Source organism: Terriglobales bacterium (genome assembly GCA_035573675.1).
Taxonomy (GTDB): domain Bacteria; phylum Acidobacteriota; class Terriglobia; order Terriglobales; family Acidobacteriaceae; genus DATMAB01.
Genome location: DATMAB010000010.1, coordinates 22606 through 39924 on the forward strand (window position 1 = coordinate 22606; position 17319 = coordinate 39924).

At 64.2% G+C, this 17319-nt stretch carries 17 protein-coding genes and 3 tRNA genes; 11 read left to right on the forward strand and 9 right to left on the reverse strand.

All coding sequences use genetic code 11. The features are described from left to right. Positions 1 to 247: 247 nt before the first annotated feature. Positions 248 to 323 (reverse strand) — tRNA-Thr (locus VNK82_02185). A gap of 230 nt (positions 324 to 553) precedes the next feature. On the opposite strand from VNK82_02185, the gene VNK82_02190 reads away from it, so the two are divergent. The 4 genes from VNK82_02190 to VNK82_02205 all read left to right on the forward strand — a co-directional run bounded on the left by VNK82_02190 (position 554) and on the right by VNK82_02205 (position 4390). Then, entirely contained in the window at positions 554 to 1432 is an 879-nt protein-coding gene (locus VNK82_02190; protein HXE89752.1) for a tetratricopeptide repeat protein, read from the forward strand. A gap of 74 nt (positions 1433 to 1506) precedes the next feature. After that, positions 1507 to 2682, forward strand: a complete 1176-nt coding sequence (locus tag VNK82_02195) for an acyl-CoA dehydrogenase (GenBank protein HXE89753.1) — start codon at positions 1507 to 1509, stop codon at positions 2680 to 2682. Positions 2683 to 2696: 14 nt separating this feature from the next. Further along, on the forward strand, positions 2697 to 3002 hold the full coding sequence (locus VNK82_02200) for a PilZ domain-containing protein (GenBank protein HXE89754.1): 306 nt from the start codon (positions 2697 to 2699) through the stop codon (positions 3000 to 3002). A 128-nt stretch (positions 3003 to 3130) separates the two neighbouring features. Beyond that, a complete protein-coding gene (locus tag VNK82_02205) occupies positions 3131 to 4390 on the forward strand; it encodes a M23 family metallopeptidase (GenBank protein HXE89755.1) in 1260 nt (419 codons plus the stop codon). Between the two features lie 16 nt (positions 4391 to 4406). Here VNK82_02205 and VNK82_02210 read toward each other — a convergent pair whose 3' ends face one another. Continuing rightward, positions 4407 to 5006, reverse strand: a complete 600-nt coding sequence (locus VNK82_02210) for a hypothetical protein (protein HXE89756.1) — start codon at positions 5004 to 5006, stop codon at positions 4407 to 4409. A 116-nt stretch (positions 5007 to 5122) separates the two neighbouring features. After that, complete coding sequence (locus VNK82_02215) at positions 5123 to 6121, reverse strand: alpha/beta fold hydrolase (protein ID HXE89757.1); 999 nt, start codon at positions 6119 to 6121, stop codon at positions 5123 to 5125. Between the two features lie 76 nt (positions 6122 to 6197). Here VNK82_02215 and VNK82_02220 point away from each other — a divergent pair, with 76 nt between their 5' ends. Continuing rightward, entirely contained in the window at positions 6198 to 6425 is a 228-nt protein-coding gene (locus VNK82_02220) for an FmdB family zinc ribbon protein (GenBank protein HXE89758.1), read from the forward strand. 110 nt (positions 6426 to 6535) lie between these two features. Here the strand turns inward: VNK82_02220 and VNK82_02225 are convergent, their stop codons facing one another. The 4 genes from VNK82_02225 to VNK82_02240 form a co-directional block, all read right to left on the reverse strand. Next, positions 6536 to 7762 (reverse strand): glycosyltransferase family 87 protein, encoded by a 1227-nt coding sequence (locus VNK82_02225; GenBank protein HXE89759.1) that lies wholly within the window; start codon positions 7760 to 7762, stop codon positions 6536 to 6538. A gap of 20 nt (positions 7763 to 7782) precedes the next feature. Beyond that, positions 7783 to 9318: an AsmA-like C-terminal region-containing protein gene (locus VNK82_02230; protein ID HXE89760.1), complete on the reverse strand. Its 1536-nt coding sequence runs from the start codon at positions 9316 to 9318 to the stop codon at positions 7783 to 7785. Positions 9319 to 9462: 144 nt separating this feature from the next. After that, positions 9463 to 9538, reverse strand: a tRNA-His gene (locus VNK82_02235). 133 nt (positions 9539 to 9671) lie between these two features. Next, entirely contained in the window at positions 9672 to 10940 is a 1269-nt protein-coding gene (locus tag VNK82_02240; protein ID HXE89761.1) for a nucleotide sugar dehydrogenase, read from the reverse strand. A gap of 562 nt (positions 10941 to 11502) precedes the next feature. Here VNK82_02240 and VNK82_02245 point away from each other — a divergent pair. After that, a complete protein-coding gene (locus tag VNK82_02245) occupies positions 11503 to 12714 on the forward strand; it encodes a kelch repeat-containing protein (GenBank protein ID HXE89762.1) in 1212 nt (403 codons plus the stop codon). Positions 12715 to 12749: 35 nt separating this feature from the next. On the opposite strand, the gene VNK82_02250 is transcribed toward VNK82_02245, so the two are convergent. Beyond that, positions 12750 to 13298, reverse strand: a complete 549-nt coding sequence (locus VNK82_02250) for a 2'-5' RNA ligase family protein (GenBank protein ID HXE89763.1) — start codon at positions 13296 to 13298, stop codon at positions 12750 to 12752. 127 nt (positions 13299 to 13425) lie between these two features. Between VNK82_02250 and VNK82_02255 the strand changes: the two genes are divergently transcribed. The 5 genes from VNK82_02255 to VNK82_02275 all read left to right on the forward strand — a co-directional run bounded on the left by VNK82_02255 (position 13426) and on the right by VNK82_02275 (position 16257). Beyond that, complete coding sequence (locus VNK82_02255) at positions 13426 to 13935, forward strand: DUF4112 domain-containing protein (protein ID HXE89764.1); 510 nt, start codon at positions 13426 to 13428, stop codon at positions 13933 to 13935. 71 nt (positions 13936 to 14006) lie between these two features. Further along, positions 14007 to 14945 (forward strand): cysteine synthase family protein, encoded by a 939-nt coding sequence (locus VNK82_02260; GenBank protein HXE89765.1) that lies wholly within the window; start codon positions 14007 to 14009, stop codon positions 14943 to 14945. Positions 14946 to 14989: 44 nt separating this feature from the next. After that, positions 14990 to 15066, forward strand: a tRNA-Pro gene (locus tag VNK82_02265). A gap of 195 nt (positions 15067 to 15261) precedes the next feature. Beyond that, on the forward strand, positions 15262 to 16026 hold the full coding sequence (locus VNK82_02270) for an energy transducer TonB (GenBank protein HXE89766.1): 765 nt from the start codon (positions 15262 to 15264) through the stop codon (positions 16024 to 16026). Between the two features lie 39 nt (positions 16027 to 16065). Continuing rightward, on the forward strand, positions 16066 to 16257 hold the full coding sequence (locus VNK82_02275; GenBank protein ID HXE89767.1) for a hypothetical protein: 192 nt from the start codon (positions 16066 to 16068) through the stop codon (positions 16255 to 16257). Positions 16258 to 16409: 152 nt separating this feature from the next. On the opposite strand, the gene VNK82_02280 is transcribed toward VNK82_02275, so the two are convergent. Beyond that, entirely contained in the window at positions 16410 to 17189 is a 780-nt protein-coding gene (locus tag VNK82_02280; protein ID HXE89768.1) for a ceramidase domain-containing protein, read from the reverse strand. Positions 17190 to 17319 lie beyond the last annotated feature (130 nt).

The following is a 17319-nucleotide window of genomic DNA, read 5'->3' on the forward strand; positions in this document are numbered from 1 at the left end:
CAGAAAAGTTTTGGCGGCTTGTCCGTCGGAACTATTCTCCCTTAAGAGAGGGCCGCCTGGTTGCCGGGCGGCCTTTTCGTTTTGTAGGGAAGCAGTCAGCAATCAGCAGTCAGCGCTCAGCGAGTCGTGCGTGGGTGCAGCGAACTGCGAGATGATCCCGCGGCGCGTTTTCAGCTGTGGTTTCAGGGATCAGGTTCGGCTGAGCGCTGATTGCTGACCGCTGATTGCTGACCGCCGATTGCTGAGATGGAGCCGACGATCGGATTTGAACCGATGACCTGTCGATTACGAATCGACTGCTCTACCAGCTGAGCTACGTCGGCTCGGCGCGAATCACACGATGGATTGATTCTAATGTGCATCGCTTGCACCGGTAAAGGCGTGCTGGCAGTGCAGCGAGCACTCGATCACGGACCGGTAAGTGCTGGACTACGAGTGCCTCATTCCCGGTGCACGTTTCCCAACCCGCTACCTGTGGATAAATAGGTCTTGCCAAGCCCGGTAACCGTTCCGATAATGACGGGCAAGCTCTAACTGCTCCGCGAAAGAAAACTTGGAACGCTATCAGCGAGCAGACGTACTGCGCATCCTGCGCATCACGGCACGGCAGCTCGGGAGCTGGGAGAAAGCCGGGCTGGTGGCTGTGGGCGAAAGCTATTCCTTTTTCGACCTCCTGCAGATCAAGAAGCTGCGCGACTTGAGCGCCAAGCGGGTGCGGCCGGCGGTGATTCGCGAATCGTTGCGCGCCATGCAGCGCCAGGTGGCGGGCATGGAGAATCCGCTGCTCGAGGCGGGAACCTTTTCCACCGACGGCCGCCGCATTGTGTTCCGGCACCGGGGCCGCTCGGTGGAACCCATCGCCGGACAGTTCCTGCTGGATTTCGGAACCGTGGAGAACGTCGTGCCCGCCAAGGTCAAGTACATGCGTCCGGCGGAGACGGCGGAAGAGTACTTCGCCCGCGGCGTTGCCCTCGAGGAAGACCCGGGCATGCAGAACCAGGCCATCGAAGCCTACGAGCAGGCCATCGAGCTCGACCCGAGGCACGCCGCAGCACACATCAACCTGGGCACGCTGCATTACAACCGCCGTGACTACGTACAGGCGGAAAAGCATTACCGCGCGGCCATCGCCTCCGATCCGCGCTATGCCCTGGCCTATTTCGACCTGGGCAACGTGCTGGATGAGACCGGCCGCCTGCCGGAAGCGGTCGAAACCTACAAGCGCGCCATCCAACTGGCGGCCAACTACGCCGACGCCCACTACAACCTGGCCCTGGCCTACGAGAAGCTCGGACAGCCGCGCAAAGCCCTGCCCCACTGGCGCACCTACCTGCGCATGGACAGCTCCGGTCCGTGGGCCGTGCACGCCCGCGCCCAGATCCACAAGATCCTGGAAAACGAAGGGCTGCAGGTGGTGGGCGGCAAGAAGTAGCAGCTAGCTCCTGGCTACTGGCTTCTAGCCCTTGCTACAATCGCGGCGGGCCATCTTCATGCTAAGGATCTCTTATGCCTGATGCAGTCCTGACCAAGGCGACGCCACCGCCGCTGGTGGCGCTCACCGAAGACGAAGTCCTCTTTCGCGACAATATCCGCCAATTCGCCGAGGAAAAAATCCGCCCGCTGGTGCGGGAGATGGACGAAAAAGGCGTCTTCGAGCCCGACCTCATCCGCCAGTTCTTCGAGCTGGGCCTGATGGGCATCGAGATTCCCGAGCAGTACGGCGGCGGCGGCGGCACCTTCTTCGAGGCCATCCTGGCGGTGGAGGAGATCTCGCGCGTGGACGCTTCCGCCGGGGTCATTGTGGACGTCCAGAACACGCTGGTCAACAACGCCCTGCTTCGCTGGGGCAACGCTGAGCAGAAGCAGCGCTACCTGCCCCGCCAGGCGCGGGACACGGTCGGGGCCTACGCGCTGAGCGAGGCCGGCTCCGGTTCCGACGCTTTCGCCTTGCAGTGCCGCGCCGAGCTGCGCGGCAACGAGTACGTCCTGAACGGGCGCAAGCTGTGGATCACCAACGGCAAGGAAGCCGGCCTGTTTGTGTTGCTGGCGACTGTTGACCCGGCGGCGGGCTACAAGGGCATCACCGCATTCCTGGTAGAAAAGGACTTCCCCGGGTTCAGCGTGGGCAAGAAGGAAGACAAGCTGGGCATACGCGCTTCGTCCACGACCGAACTCATCCTCGAGGACTGCCGCGTGCCCAAAGCCAATGTGCTGGGCGAGGTGGGCAAGGGATACAAGATCGCCATCGAGACGCTGAACGAAGGCCGTATCGGGATCGGCGCCCAGATGGTCGGCGTGGCCCGGGGCGCCTGGGAGTATGCCGTGAAGTATTCGCAGGAGCGCAAGCAGTTCGGCAAACCCATCGCGGAGTTCCAGGGCCTGCAGTTCCAGCTTGCCCAGATGGCCACGGACATCGAGGCGGCGCGCCTGATGGTCTATAACGCCGCCCGCATGAAGGACGCCGGCATGAACTTCGTCAAGGAAGCGGCCATGGCCAAGCTGTTCGCCTCCCAGGTGGCGGAGCGCGTGACGTCGATGGCGGTCGAGATCTACGGCGGCTACGGCTTCACCAAGGACTACCCGGTGGAGAAATACTGGCGCGACTCCAAGATCGGCAAGATCTACGAAGGCACGTCCAACATGCAGTTGCAGACCATCGCCAAGATGGTGCTGGGGAAGTAGTCTCGGAGGCCGCAGTGCCGACAGAAAGCCCGGACGACCGCCGCCGGTTCGAGCGCCACCCCATCCCCGGCGACGCCTACGCGGTGGATGAAAGCGGCCGCGAACTGGGCAAGGTCGTAGTGGCGGGGGGCGGTGGCATGGCCATCGAGCTGGCTGGCGGCATGGCCTCCCAGGACTTCCCCGCAGGACGCAAGCTGCGCATCACGGTAGTCGAGCCGCAGACCCGCACCAGCCACACCCTCGATGTCCGGGTGATCTATCGTGACGGCACGGAAGTAGGGGTCGAGTTCGTGGGCGCGCAGAGCCCGTTCTCCAAGTAACCTCTCCCACGCATTCGTCCCACTGAATCTGCGCGACCCACGCAAGGCACTTGGGGCCGCAGCAGGGCCTGCGGTATCCTGACCCGCCTGTTGGAAGAAGACCAACGACATCAACACCCGGAGGAGCGTTGCGCCGTCGATTCTTCTCACTTGTCCTGCCGCTGGCCCTGCTAGGCTCCGGAGCTCTGACCTACAGCTTCCGTGAAGTGGAGAGGGTGGAGGAACAATTCTCGCGCGAAGTGCGCCTGGCCCAGGAACAGGCGGCCCGACTGCGGGCCAAGCTGGTCCTTTTCCGTGAACTGGCTGTCCCCCGCGGCGGCACCTTCGCTGAAACGCTGGTGGAAGCCGGGCTGGAGCGCGCCACCGTCGCCGGTATTGTGGCCGCGGCCAGCCAGGTCTATGACCTGCGCCGCGTGCGCGCCGGAAGCACGCTGGCGGTCGGCGAGTCGCTGGAAGGCGACGTGCGCACCGTGCGCTACCGCATCGACCCGGAGCAAGAGCTGCGCGTGCAGCGTTCGGGCGACGGATTCCGCGCCCTGGTCGAGGAAATCCCGTTCGATACTGAAGTCACGACGGTCACCGGAGTGATCCAGGATTCTCTGTTCAATGCCGTCACCAGTGCCGGGGAGCGTCCGGAGCTGGCCCTCAAGCTGGCCGACATCTTCGGCTGGGACCTCGATTTCTACACCGACCCGCAGCCGGGCGACACCTTCAGCGTCGTGCTGGAGCGCAGGACAGCGCGCGGCGAGTGGCGCTACGGCCGGATCCTGGCGGCCGAGTACATTAACAGCGGCAATCCGTACCAGGCGGTGCTGTTCCGCGATCCCGCCGGACAGGCGGCCTACTACGCGCCCGACGGCAAGTCGCTGAAGAAGGCGTTCCTGCGCTCGCCGTTGAAGTTCGCGGCGCCCGTATCCTCACATTTCAGCCGCAGCCGGTTCCATCCCATCCTCAAGCGCTACCGGCCCCACCTGGGAACCGACTACGCCGCGCCCCGCGGCACACCGGTACAGGCGATCGGCGACGGACGCGTGATCTCCGCCGGCTGGATGCAGGGCGGCGGCAAGACCGTCCGCCTGCGGCACGCGAATGGTTACGAGACCATGTATCTGCACCTTTCTCGCATCCTGGTGGAGCGCGGCGCGAACGTCCGACAGGGCCAGGTGATCGGGCTGGTGGGCGCGACGGGCCTGGCGACCGGGCCGCACTTGGACTTCCGCATCACGCAACATGGCCAGTTCCGCAATTTCGAGGCGTTGCGCCTGCCCCCGGCCGAGCCGGTCGCTAAGCGCGATTGGGAGGAGTTCGCCGCGGCGCGCGACCGCTGGCTGGCGAAGTTACCGGAGGCCCACAGGACGGTGGCGCAAAGAGCTTCGCCCGTCCCCTAGTGCTGGTGGCCGGGAGCTACCGGCCCGCCGCTTCCCGGCGCTGCATGGCTGAGAGTTGCAGCAGCGCGTTTTCGATGACCTTCAGCGCGATTCCCCAGCGCCGCCGGGCGTCGTTCTCGTCGTCCCCGTAGCCGTACAGATAGAAGGTGATGCAGAAGCCTTCACGCGGAGGCGCCGAGGGCTCCTCGCCGTGGTAGTAGCAGCGGCGCACGATGAACTCCGCGGCCGAAGGAATCTCGGGCACGCGGTGCAGCAGCCGCGAAGCGCGGTCGGCAAAGTCTTCGTGGGCCTCGAAGACGAAGCGTGGCCCGGGGTCGGCGAAGATCAGGTCAATGTAGGAGCCGAACTTCCAGCCTACGCCGTAGATGGCTTCTTCCTCGCTGAGTTCGTTGCTCAGCCAGGTATCGCACTTCGCGGTCTCCAGGATGGAGTTGGGCGAATTGATGGAGGCCAGGAACTCGCCCAGTTCGCGGTGGTGGTGGGCTTCGTCGATGTTCAGCAGCAGTTCGGGCTGGCGCTTCAGGTCGTAGTAGCGCACCCGCCCGTCCGCCGACGCCCAGGGGATTTCCAGGACGTCATCCTCACGCCCGAGCTCGACCGACGCATCCGCTTGCACGCGCTTATGGTAGCACTTAGCACTTGGCATTTAGCATTTGGCCTTAGCACCTGATCAGAGAAGCGAACTCCGACCTGCTTACGCGAAAACCAGCAATCCGCTAAGGTGGCTGAGCGCTAAGTGCTGACTGCTGAGTGCTGGTTCAGGAACTCCACAATCGTCCGCTCCGCCCAGCGGCCGTCGTAGCCCACGGCCGGCGCCAGGAACGCGCAGTGCCCGCCGCGGCGAGTTTCGAGAAAGGTGATGTTGGGATTGGCCCGGATGTGCGTCCGTGTCAGCGGCATCAGGGGAATGAAGGGATCGTCGTCGGAGTGGATGATCAGCGTCGGGCGCGCGACGCGGTCGACAACGCGCGACGCGGAAGACTGCGCGTAATAGTCGTCGGCGTTGCGGAATCCGCTGTAAGGCGCCGTCACCCGGTCGTCGAACTCACGCACACTGCGCATCCAGCGCAGGCTCTCCAGCGAATAGCGGTCGGGGAAAAGGCGCGCCTTCTGGCGCACACGCCGCGTCAGGCCCCAAAGGAAATTCCACTCGTACAGCCGGTTCTCGGGAAGATGGATGGCGTCGGCCGCGGCGGCCAGGTCCATAGCGGGGCACACGGCAGCGAAGGCCACAACTTCGCGCGGGGCGTCGTTCCCCCACTCGCCCGCCAGCTTTATCACCAGATTGCCGCCCATGGAGAAGCCGGCGAGCGCCAGCCGCGGCAGGCCGTCGGCGATCAGCGCCTGCGCCACCGCGCCCACATCGCCCGAAAGCCCGGAGTGATAGAGCGTGGGCGTCAGCCGTTCGGAGCCGCCGCAGTTGCGCTGGTTCATGCGCACCACGTTCATCCCTGCGGCCCACGCCTTGGCCGCTGTGCCCAGGATGTATTGCGACTCGCTCGAGCCCTCAAGCCCATGCACTAACACCACGGTGAGCGCCGCGCGCGGCTCCGGCTGCCAGTGGCAGTGGCACAGGACCTCCGAGCCTTCCTCCACCGTGAACCTGCGTTCTTCCGCTCGCGGCAGCCGGTGATTCCGCGGCAACAGCGCCGCCGCGATGGTCTGCCGATGCGGACCGGACAGGCCGAATCGCGGGCGGAAAGACTGGCTGGGAACGAACGCTGCGGGCATCGTCGGGCGATGTCATTCTAATGGCGCGTTGCGGCGGCAGCGCCAGAATGCTATGTTCTGTAGCGGGAGTCACCCTGTGCCCATCTTTGAATACATCTGCAAGGACTGCCGCCAGCATTTTGAAGCCGTGGTCTACGGCGTGCAGAAGCCCGAGTGCCCCTCCTGCCATAGCGGACGACTGGAGCAGCAGCTTTCCGTGTTCGCGGTGGGAGCGGGCAGGAGCGCTGCGAGTTCCCGTCCCAGCGCCGCTCCCTGCGGCACCTGCGGCGATCCCCGCGGACCGGGTTCGTGCGCGTTGGATTGAAGCAGCGATAAGCAATAAGCGATTAGCGGCAAGCTTGAACGCCCCTGATTCACGCAGTTTTGTGACGTAGACTCGCGTTTTTCTTGGGGCTCGCGCTTATCGCTTACTGCTTATTGCTTATGGCTGGCCCGTTCCTCCGCCGAGAGCTGCACCACCACCCACGCCATGCCCACAAACGCCACCACTGAAAGCTGCAGATGCGTTACCTGTGTCACCGCACCCAGCAAGGGCAGCGCATAAGAGAGATAGAGCAGCACACGCATCGTCGGCGACCAGTGATGGTCAGCGTTCGACAGCGCCCAGTTCCCCAGCAGAAGCATCGCCGGCGCCAGGATCACCAGGTCATAGACGGTCAGGTGCGGCGCCACCAACACCGTAGCCAGAAGGAAACCGGAGTAGCGCAAGGGTAGTGTTGCTGGCGTTCTCCACACCCACACCACGCCCAGCAACACCACGCCCGCGGTGGCAAAGTACAACCAGCGCGCCGCCGCTTCCCACGGCACCAGCAGCATCCAGAACGCCCGCAGAGAGTGCATCTGGTAGAGCTTCGGCTCGAGCACCGAGGACATCGCGCCCAGCATCCGCAGAGTCTGCCCGTACTGCTCCATCACGGCCGAACCCCAGTACGACCAGCCGGCGGCCAGTTGCGCCGCCGCTCCCGCCACGGCACCCAGGACGACTTTCCACTGCCCGGTAAACACGAACACGACCGCCGCGGCCAGTCCGAGCTGCGGCTTGTAGATGAGCATGCCGATGGTAAGGCCGGCGAGCAGAGGTCGCTTTGCTTCGAGCGCCAGATAACCGAGCGTGAGGAACCCCAATGCCAATGCCGAGGTCTGCCCGTGGGCAATCAGATTGAAGAACGCGGGGGAAGCAAACGCCAGCAGCACTACGGTTCCTCGGTGTTGCCCGAGTTGCGGGCAGCGTCGCCACACCGCATGGCAGCACAGGCCGTAGGTGACCGCGCTGATGGACATCCAGAGAACAGCGGCCACCGGATAAGGCAGACGCGCCAGGGGAGCAAACAGCAGCGCCATCTGCGGGCCATGCACGGGCTGGAAGAAGAAGCCCTTGGAGTCCGGCACCAGGCGCTCCGATTCGGCCTTTTGCGCATAAGCGTCGTAGAGGTCCGCACCGCGCCCCTGGTTGGCCAGCGTTCCCAGCGTATAGAAGTGCAGGAAGTCGGCGCCCTTGACGATACCTGCGCGGTCGCGCATCCCCGGTGTTGACAGGCTGAAGGCGTACACGAGCCACAGGCACAAGCCCAACAGAGCCGCGTGCCGACGCACGCGTCGCTCGGTGAGCCACGCAGCCATCCGCTCCAGGGGACGGGCCATGGGAAGCGACATTGTAGCCGCTAGTCCGTTCGCCGCAGGGCCTTCCCGACATCGACCCCAAACTGCGGATTCTTCGCCGTCCCGCTGACCTCGATGGGAAGCAGCGTGCCGGCGCCCTTCCGCGAAAACCAGGGATCGACCGCCTTGAGAAGAAACGACTTTACTCCGGTGGTTGTCTGGGATAGTTTGGCTTGGAGAGCCAGCGTCCCGCGAAGGTCCAGAGTGCCTTCCAGGAGGCTGTAATGCCCGCGGAGGCGGACGGTCGCGCCCGGCACCTGAAACCTAAGCCGGGAGATGGACAGCGTGCCGTTCTTCAACTGAAAGCGTCCCTCCAGGTCGGAGGCGACCTCGGAGCCTTCCTCCTCAGTCTTCCCTTGGCCCCGCAGGCTCAACGTCTCCACCTTCTTGCGCACGCTCAACTTCGTGAAGCGGGCACTGGCGAGGTGGAAGCGGCCGCTGAGATTCAGGCGTTGCGCGATTCTCTCGCTTCCGGGCAGCAGCAGGAACTGCGTCTGAAGGCGCACCGGGCCGGTCATGGGAGGCGTGCTGTCCTTCACCGCCAGGCGCAACAAGTCTTCGATCCGACCTTCCGGGACGCTGACATCCAGAGCGACAACGCGACCTCTCGGCTCGGCAGTTCTCGCCACCAGGCCGTTGGCCAGGATGGTGGAGTTCCCCAGGCGAGCCTCCACCGAATCCAGGAGCGTGTCGCCGCTGGTGCCGTCCACCACCGCACTGAAGCGCGTGTGCAACGGAACCGGGTTTCCTCCGACGTCGACACTGAAGTCCGGCGTGTCGGTCTCGCCCTGCACCGCCAAGCGTCCGAGAATGCCCTCGAACTTTCCTGTGGAGGCCAATATTCCGCCGATGCCGCGAATGGTGTTGAGGTCGGCGTCACGAAAGCTGTATTCGCCGGAGACTGGAGTCAGGCTGGGATCTTCCGCCTCCCAGGGGCCGAAATAGCCCGTCGCCTCGATCTCGCCCGCCGGCTTGGGGTTGGTGAGACTGGCGCGGAAGGACATGGGCCGGCCCGAACCTGAGGAACGCAGCAAGACGTGGTGAAGATCGAACACGATCGGCAGTTTGCCTTCCCGCTTGGGCAGGATGGTCAACTGCGCGTTGTCCGAGACTATTTCCTGTACGGCGATTCGATAGCCGGCCAGCCGCTTGCCCAGCGAGCTTCCGCCCGGCTGGCTGCGCGGCGGCACAGTAATCTCCAGCCCTTCAATCCGGACGCGATCGACGTGAGGCGGCGTTCTCAACAGGGCCAGCAACCCTGTTTCCACCGAGAAAGCCTTCACCCGAATCAAGGGAGGGAGGTCCTTCCGCTCCCGGCTTCTCATGGCCAGGCCTTCGCCATCAATCCGGAGAAACAGGAGGCCGGAAATCCGCAGTTCTTCGATCTCGACGTCGCCGTCGAACCGCTCTTGCAGGATCGCCACCAGGCGTTGCTTGACGAGCGGCTCCACCCAGCGCCTGTGCAGCGCAGCCGTGCCAAGAACGCAGGCTGCCAGGATGACACCCAGCAGACCCGCAATCGCAAGCCGCTTGCGCATGGTCACGGCACCTCCAGCGCGGTTTGGTTGGCCATTCCGCAGGTAAAGCGGAACCGCGCGACACTCTGATTGCTCCGTGGCGAGTTAGATGCAGGAGAGAACTGGCTGTGGAAACAGGAAGGCGCAGAAACGAGAATCAAATGCTGGGGTGGGTGATGGGTCTCGAACCCACAACGTCCGGAGCCACAGTCCGGTGCTCTACCGATTGAGCTACACCCACCGCAACCACTCGATTATAGCAAGCGTGATTGCGGACCGAATGGCGGCGCAAGCGGTTGAATTTTGTGGTTAAAAGCCACGCGGACGGCCCGGCAGCCGTCCGCTTGGTGTTCAGGAGGGAGAGAGACAGAAACTTAGGAGCGGCCCACGCCCACGTATTCAAAGCCCATGGCGCGCAGGCGCGTGGAGTCGAGCAGATTCTTGGTGTCCACGATCAGCGGCCGCTTGAGCGTGCGCTTGATGCGGTCGAAATCCAGGTCGCGGAACTCCGGCCAGCCGGTGCCCACCACCAGGGCATCGGAGCCTTCGGCGGCGGCGTACGGCGTCTCGCAATACTTCACTGTGCCGTTCAGTTCCTGGCGCGCTTCCGGAATCGCGACCGGGTCGTAAGCCCGCACGTGTGCGCCCCGCGCCGTCAGCCGGCGCGCCAACTGCACGGCCGAGGACTGCGCCACGGAGTTGGTGTGCGGCTTGAACGCCAGCCCCAGGATGCCGACTTCCTTCCCGGGCACGTTCTGCAGCAGCGACGTGATCTTGTCCGCCATGCGATCCGAGATGGAAGCGTTGACCTCGCGAGCGGCAGCCAGCACCTTCAACCCCTGGCCGTGGCGCACCGCGAGCTGCGCCAGCGAATCCATCTGCGTTTCCACGAACGGACCGCCGAACGCCGTTCCCGGTTGCAGGCAGCGGGGCGCGATCTTGCGGTCCAGACCCAGCGCCAGCGCCAGGTCCACCGCGTCGGCCTGTACGCCCTCGCACAACGAAGCGATCTCGTTGATGAACGCCACCTTGGTCGCCAGGTAAGCAGTGGCCGCTTCGCGCACCAGTTCCGCCGTGGACGGATTGGTGACGATCACCGGCACGCCGCGCATGATCAGCGGGCGGTAGATCTGCTTCAGCGTGAACACCGCATCGTTCGAGGTCGTGCCCAGCACGATGCGGTCCGGCCAGTTGAAGTCCTCGACCGCACAGCCGTCGGTGAGGAACATGGGCTGCGCCACGACCTGCAGGTCATGCCCCAGGTCGCGCAGGCATTGTTCCACGCGCACCGCTGTGCCCACCGGCACGGGGGTGGCGATCACCATGATGGACCGGGCGCGGGCGCCGCCGGCCACTTCCATCGCCGCTTCATCGATCTGCCGGTGCGAGTCCGGGGAGATGTAGAAGACGTCAGCGCGATTGGTGAAGTGCGCCAGCTCGGTCGTATAGGTGAGCCGTCCCACGCGCGTGTTGCGGCGGACCATGTCCGTCAGGTTCTTTTCGCAGAAGGGCAACTGGCCCTGGTGCAGGCGGGCGATGCGAACCTCGTCGCGGTCGTAGCAGGTGACCGGAAGACCGAAATCGGCCAGGCAGGCCGAGACCACCGTGCCCAGATAACCGGTGCCATACACTCCGATATGCATTGCCGAATCCTTTCGGGGCCCGTGTGCGTAGTTGCCCACAAGCCTCTGTTGACTGAGGGGAGGAGGCTTGCTTTCCCCGACCGGCAGCCCGCAGGCTGCCTGTGCTCCTACCTGTGTACCCTCGGTGCCATCCAGCAACAAGATGAGGAAAGGACATGCACCAATGGGGAGAGCTGGCTCGATGGCGGCGACGGGATGCGAGCGCCCTAACTGGCTGAAAACAAAGATGTTAGCGGGATTAACAAATTGGTGATTGGAGTGACTGGTGACGTCCTAGGCACATAGGCAGGTCCGGAAAATCGTGCGGGGAAGTACGCCATAGGAGCTCACGTCGGCCAGTGACCTAGCACCTTGACAGTCACAATGTCGACGGAAGAGAATCAACGTACTCATACCCTCGCTCCCATACACGCTCTCTACCGTCCACACACTGTCTAAGCGAGGCGGGCCCCCAGCACGGATCACACACGTTTCTGATTGACGAGGCATCCTCAGGCCGCCGAATCATGGCCGACTTGCTCAATTTTTCTTTTCTTGACGGATTTCCCGCTGGAGGTGGGAGATGAAACAAAGAACAGGAATGCGATCCGTGGTTTCCCGTACGTTCGTAGCTTTAGTCATCCTGCAACTTGCGAGCGTAGTGTCGGCGCAAGTGCCGGACACCTTCACAGCTGTCCCAGGAGGGATGACCTCAGGCCGCACGTGGCATAAGGCAACGCTCCTCAACAACGGCAAGGTACTGGTGGTCGGCGGGGCGGGGACAACCGCCGAACTGTACGACCCTCTCACCAACACCTTCGCGGCTACGCAGGCCGGGATGACCGTACCGCGCCAGTATCTAGCCGCGGCACCGCTCAACGATGGCAAGGTCCTGGTAGTCGGGGGAGAAATCCACGATGGCGCGTCTACGTCCAGCGCTGAAGTGTACGATCCCGCCACCGACAGCTTCACGGCGACTCTGGGCGGGATGTCTGCAGCCCGTTACTGGCACACGGCGACAATGCTCAATAATGGCAAGGTGCTCGTGGCCGGGGGCTGCTGCAATCTTGCGAGTGCGGAACTGTACGACCCCTCCACCGGCACTTTCACGGTCATCCCCAGCGGTATGACGGCAGCCCGTTACCATCACACCGCGACGCTCCTCAACGACGGAAAAGTGCTGATCGCTGGCGGCTTCGGGTCTGTGGCGGGGGGTGGCTTCGACTATCTGGCAAGCGCCGAACTGTACGACCCATCCGCGAACAGCTTCACGGCTATCCCGGGCGGGATGACCTCGGCCCGCGCGGCTGCCACCGCGACGCTGCTCAATAACGGCGAGGTCCTGCTGACTGGGGGGCACAACGGCTTTGGAATCACTTCCAGTGCCGAACGGTACGACCCCACCGCCAACACGTTCGCCGCCACGGATGGCAATATGACCTCAGACCGCTTAGCTCACACAGCAACGCTGCTCAGCAGTGGCAAGGTGTTAGTGGCGGGCGGCGGTAGCGCCGACCTGTACCACCCCTTGGACCAGCCAGTGCCGCTTCTCCAGCAACTGGTCGTGGTGGTCGCGAGCTACAACCTGCAGCAGGGAATCAGCAACTCGCTCGACACGAAGCTGCAGAATGTTCTTGAGGCGCTAAACGAGGCCAACGCAGGCCAGCGTGCCGACGCAGCTAACAAGCTCCAAGCGTTCATCAATGCCGTGGACGCGCAACGCGACAAGGAACTGACGAGCACTCAGGCCGACGAACTTACTGCCATGGCTATGCGCATCTTGTCGGTGCTCTAGCAAGACCACACCACTGCGAACCACAGGTTGCCAGCTTAGGGGCGTGGCGCCAGCTGCCGGCCCAGGTGCACCGGCGCAAGGTCCACCCAGCGGTTGTGCGGGCCTTCGCGGACGAAAGTCAGCTCGTCCAGCCGGATGGTGCGCGGGCCGCGGTATCGGTTCCAGCGCTCGCGAGAAAGCGCTTCGGCGGCGCGGGCTTCGGCATCCCCGGCCAGCTTCACGATGGTCAGGTGCGGGTGGTAGGTCCACGGCTCCACGAACTCCAAGCTGCCACGATTCAGGTAGTCGTGCAGGCGCCGCATCTCTTCCGCGCCCTCCTTCACCTGGATGTGAACTGTAGGCGTGACGGGAACGAAGCTGTCCACGTCGCCCAGGGTAATGTCGAAGGGATGAAAGCTGGCGCACAGTTCCTCCAGCGTTCCCAGGGCGGCGGCTTCGCTGCCGGAAAGCAGGCGCGGCGGCAGGATGCTGACGTGAGCGGGAAGATGACTGTGTTCGGGGTAGACCTCGCGGCGCAGCTCTTCGACGAAACGTCCCACTGAGTTCCGTACGTAAGCCACCACCGCATAGTGCAGCGGCTGCATACCGGAGTGTGATTATAGTCCTGCCGGGGGTGCCGACGGCCAAAACCAGACAAGCGGCCTGCGTAGCGCCGGCGACCTGCCGGCTGTCGTGCGGGCAGTTGCCCGCAGCGTACGCTATCCTGACGCCATGACCATCCGCGCCGAGCCGGAAATCATCCCACCCGGGGCCGAGCCGCGCCGCTCGCGTAGGCTCGAAGACGAGCAGCTCGACTTCCTGGCAGCCCTGATGGACGACCTGTTCCGCATCCCCGGAACGCAGCTTCGCTTCGGCCTCGATCCGCTGGTGGGCTTACTGCCCGGCCTCGGCGACATGCTCACCGGCCTGGTCTCGGCGCTGCTGCTGCACGCCGCCTGGGAGCGGGGCCTGCCGCGTGTGGCTATCGTCCGCATGCTGTCCAACGTCGCCCTTGATTCCCTGCTGGGCAGCCTGCCGCTCGTGGGCGATGTTTTCGACGTCGCTTGGAAATCGAACCGGCGCAACTTCGACTTGCTGCGCAAGTACGAAGGCTCCGAACGCCGGCGGCAGACCATGATGGACTCGCTCTTCCTTATCGGCCTGCTGGCTGCGGTGCTGGCGCTGGCCGCTCTGCCCGTGGTTGCGCTGGTTCTACTCGTCAACTGGGTCCGCGGCGGGTAGAGCAAGTTCGGCCCACAAAGAATGCGACCTGCGCCGGAAAGCTACATCCACTGGGAGGGTCAGACCACCTCATGGACAGCTTGCCGCCGGACATCCTGCATTGCATCGGCAATACATCGTTGTTGCCGCTGTGCCACATCGTACCCGCGAACGGCGCCCGTATCCTGCTGAAGCTGGAAAGCGAAAACCCAACCGGCAGCATGAAGGACCGCATGGCGCTGGCCATGATCGAAGCCGCGGAAGCGGACGGACGCCTCAAACCGGGCGGCTCGGTCGTCGAATACACCGGCGGGAGCACCGGCGTTTCTCTCTCTCTCATCTGTGCCGTCAAGAGATATCCCCTGCATATCGTGAGTTCGGATGCCTTCGCCCGGGAAAAACTCGATCACATGCGAATCCTCGGAGCCCGGCTCCAGGTCGTGCCCAGTGACAGCGGGCGCATGACGGAGAAGCTCACGCGCGACATGATTGAAGCCGCCCGCATCATTGCGGAAGAAACCGGGGCCTTCTGGACCGACCAGCTCAAAAACACCGACCAGCTCGCCGCCTACCACAAGATGGCAGAGGAAATCTGGAATCAGACCGGCGGACGGATCGATGGATTCGTCCAGAGCGTGGGCACAGCAGCATCCCTTCGCGGGAACGCGGAGGTCCTGCGCCGGCACAATCCGCAGATCAAGATCGTCGCCGTTGAGCCCTCGGAGTCCGCGGTCCTCTCCGGCGGCCCGCCGGGCGCCCACAAAATCGACGGGGTCGGAGCGGGCTTTGTCGTGCCGCTCTGGCAGCCGGGCATCGCCGATCACATCGAACGCGTTTCCACGGAAGAGGCGATGGCCATGGCACTCCGCCTCGCCCGTGAAGAAGGCCTCTTTGCCGGAACGTCCACCGGCGGCAATGTCCTCGCCGCGCTGCGCCTCGCCGAACGACTGGGTCCCGGCGCGACCATCGTCACCATCATGTGCGACACCGGCATGAAGTACCTCAAGACCTTTGGCGCCAGGCTCGACTGAAGGGCGGGCCGCGGGCGCGCGCGCTTGGGCTACAATCGATGCGTCGGGGCGTAGCGCAGCCTGGTAGCGCACCTGCCTTGGGCGCAGGGGGTCGGAGGTTCAAATCCTCTCGCCCCGACCATTCTTGAAGCGACCTGCAGCACGGAAAAGTCTTAATTCCAATGGATGGGTCACCATGCGGCACGCAATTGCGATAGTGTTGCTCGGCGGTTGCCTAGGGTTGCTCTGGTCACAGGACCGCCCGCGCGCCGTAGCGGCTGTTGCGTGGTCCGCGCTCGAGCCGCAAGCACTCCTACGCGTAGCACCCCTCTGCCCGGTGGAGAAGCTGCCGCCCGATGTGCCCGGGGCAGTGATGGTGCGGATCATAGTCGGGACCGATGGCAAAATCCGCAAGGCGACTGCCTATGCGGGGGCGGCGTTACTCCTGGATCGTGCCGCCGAAGCCTTGGCCAAGTGGGAGTTCGTGCCGCAAACTCTCAACGGAGAGCCCGTAGAAGTCCAATCTATGGCGGTTATCGAAGTCTGCAAGCAAACAGAACAGCCGCAAGTGGAGGCATCCCTTCATGAATTGAAGCGACTCACGGGCGAGTGCAGCGATGAAGCGAACGATGACGCCGAAATGAGTTGCGTGGAGGCGATGACGCTGGCCGACGGGATGAGCGGCGAAATCGCGATGCTGGGACGGTGGTGGGCCTATGCAGCGTACGGCAACTTGCGGGCGCGGCAGGGAAAGCCTAAGGAGGCCGATGAGATCTTTACTAGGGCGCTCGCTTGGTTTCGTGAGCAGCCGCTCTCCGGCGCCATGCAGTTGGACTTTCTGTGGCAATTGGCTGGGTTGCGCGAAGGACTGCGAGAGTACGAGCGCGCCCTGCAGCCCTACCGGGATGCAGAAGCCCTTGTGCAGACGGCAATGGACCAGATAGAAGGCGCGAACTTCCCGGAGAGCACATACCAGGAGATTCACGCTGCGCAGGTGCGAAACATGAAACGGGCTCTGGAAGGAGAAATACGTTGTCTCATCGCTCTCGAGAGAGACTCTGAGGCGGATGCCCTAAGAATCAAGGTGGCGCAGTTGAAGTAACGAGAGCACAGGCGGGTGAGCGTGGAGCGGAGCCGGCCGATGGCAACAAAACCTGAGGACCCCGAGGCGGGAACGCCTGTGACCAGCGGCAAGAACCGCCGGGCGCCGCTTCGCACCGCTGCCTACTTCTGCGGACGGGCGCTGCTGAATCGCAAAATCACCCGCGACGCCCGGCGCTGCGCGCTCTGCGGATGCGCTCCCGCCGCACCTCATCGCTCGCGCCGCTACTGAACAAATCGACTTTGCGTTGCTGCGAACCTCCGCATCGCCTGGCGCAGATGCTGCCCGGTACGGCAGCTATTGTCGGTAAGGGCTGCGAACTTCCACGGCGCGGCGAACGGAGGGCCCCTCTTTGGCGCGTAGGTGGAGGAATCACACCCCTGTCAGGCGATCAAGGAGCCGACGGTCTGCCGCCGTCCGAGCATGCGCAGTATCCAGTAGGCTGCGACCGCGGCCGTCAGGTGTTTGAGGGTGTGGCCGCTCACCGCATGACCGAGGTGGAAGACGAGTGCGTCCCCGGCTTCGAACAGCTTCGCCAGTCCGTAGATACCAACTGCTACCAGCAGGTCCGGGCCGCGCGTGTAGCGCGCCGGAAACAATCCCAGGATCAGCGGCACGGCCAGCAGGGTGAAAACCTGCACCATGACGTAGGGCCGCAGGTCGCCAGTGCCGCGCAGTTCGCCGGCATGCCAGTACACCACGCTGAACAACCCCACGGTCATCAGCACCGGCAGGGCAATCAACCCGGCACGCAACTCGATGCGTTCGGCGATGAGCGCGGCCAGCACGCCCATGAATCCCACCGCCATGGGCAGGCGGTCCCAGAGCAGCGTGGCGTTGGACGGCGCCGCGTGGTAGTACGCCGAGCCGAAACACGTCAGCGCGACACCCAGGAACAGCGCCACCCACGGCCATCGCTCCGCGGACGCAGTGAAGCGGGCCTCGCTTCCCTTCCCCAGCGCGAACCACAGTCCTGCCAGCCCCACCAGCAGGAACGGAAGGTTGGAGGCAACATTCATGAAGTTGGGCACGCCCAGCCAGGAGCGCGCGTCGGCGAAGCGGTGATAGGCGGGATCCTGCGGAATGCGCGGCAGGAGCGTAACTGCTCCCGCTGCTGCCGGCGTGGCGGCAACCAGCACCGCGATGCGCGTACGGAAGCTCATAGCGGCTCTACGGCGCCCGCGGCCTGGCGACGACCCGGGGTTCGGGCGCCGTCTCCATGGACGGCGTGGCCTGCCACGCCACGTTTCCGACCTGCGGACCCGGCAGAAGCCGTCGCGCAGCCAGCCCTTT

Coding starts and splice junctions, on each gene's coding strand:
- VNK82_02245 (HXE89762.1), top strand. CDS start 11,503: ATGAAACAAAGAACAGGAATGCGATCCGTGGTTTCCCGTACGTTCGTA.
- VNK82_02225 (HXE89759.1), bottom strand. CDS start 7,762: ATGGCCCGTCCCCTGGAGCGGATGGCTGCGTGGCTCACCGAGCGACGC.
- VNK82_02275 (HXE89767.1), top strand. CDS start 16,066: ATGGCAACAAAACCTGAGGACCCCGAGGCGGGAACGCCTGTGACCAGC.
- VNK82_02260 (HXE89765.1), top strand. CDS start 14,007: ATGGACAGCTTGCCGCCGGACATCCTGCATTGCATCGGCAATACATCG.
- VNK82_02280 (HXE89768.1), bottom strand. CDS start 17,189: ATGAGCTTCCGTACGCGCATCGCGGTGCTGGTTGCCGCCACGCCGGCA.
- VNK82_02215 (HXE89757.1), bottom strand. CDS start 6,121: ATGCCCGCAGCGTTCGTTCCCAGCCAGTCTTTCCGCCCGCGATTCGGC.
- VNK82_02195 (HXE89753.1), top strand. CDS start 1,507: ATGCCTGATGCAGTCCTGACCAAGGCGACGCCACCGCCGCTGGTGGCG.
- VNK82_02250 (HXE89763.1), bottom strand. CDS start 13,298: ATGCAGCCGCTGCACTATGCGGTGGTGGCTTACGTACGGAACTCAGTG.
- VNK82_02240 (HXE89761.1), bottom strand. CDS start 10,940: ATGCATATCGGAGTGTATGGCACCGGTTATCTGGGCACGGTGGTCTCG.
- VNK82_02255 (HXE89764.1), top strand. CDS start 13,426: ATGACCATCCGCGCCGAGCCGGAAATCATCCCACCCGGGGCCGAGCCG.
- VNK82_02230 (HXE89760.1), bottom strand. CDS start 9,318: ATGCGCAAGCGGCTTGCGATTGCGGGTCTGCTGGGTGTCATCCTGGCA.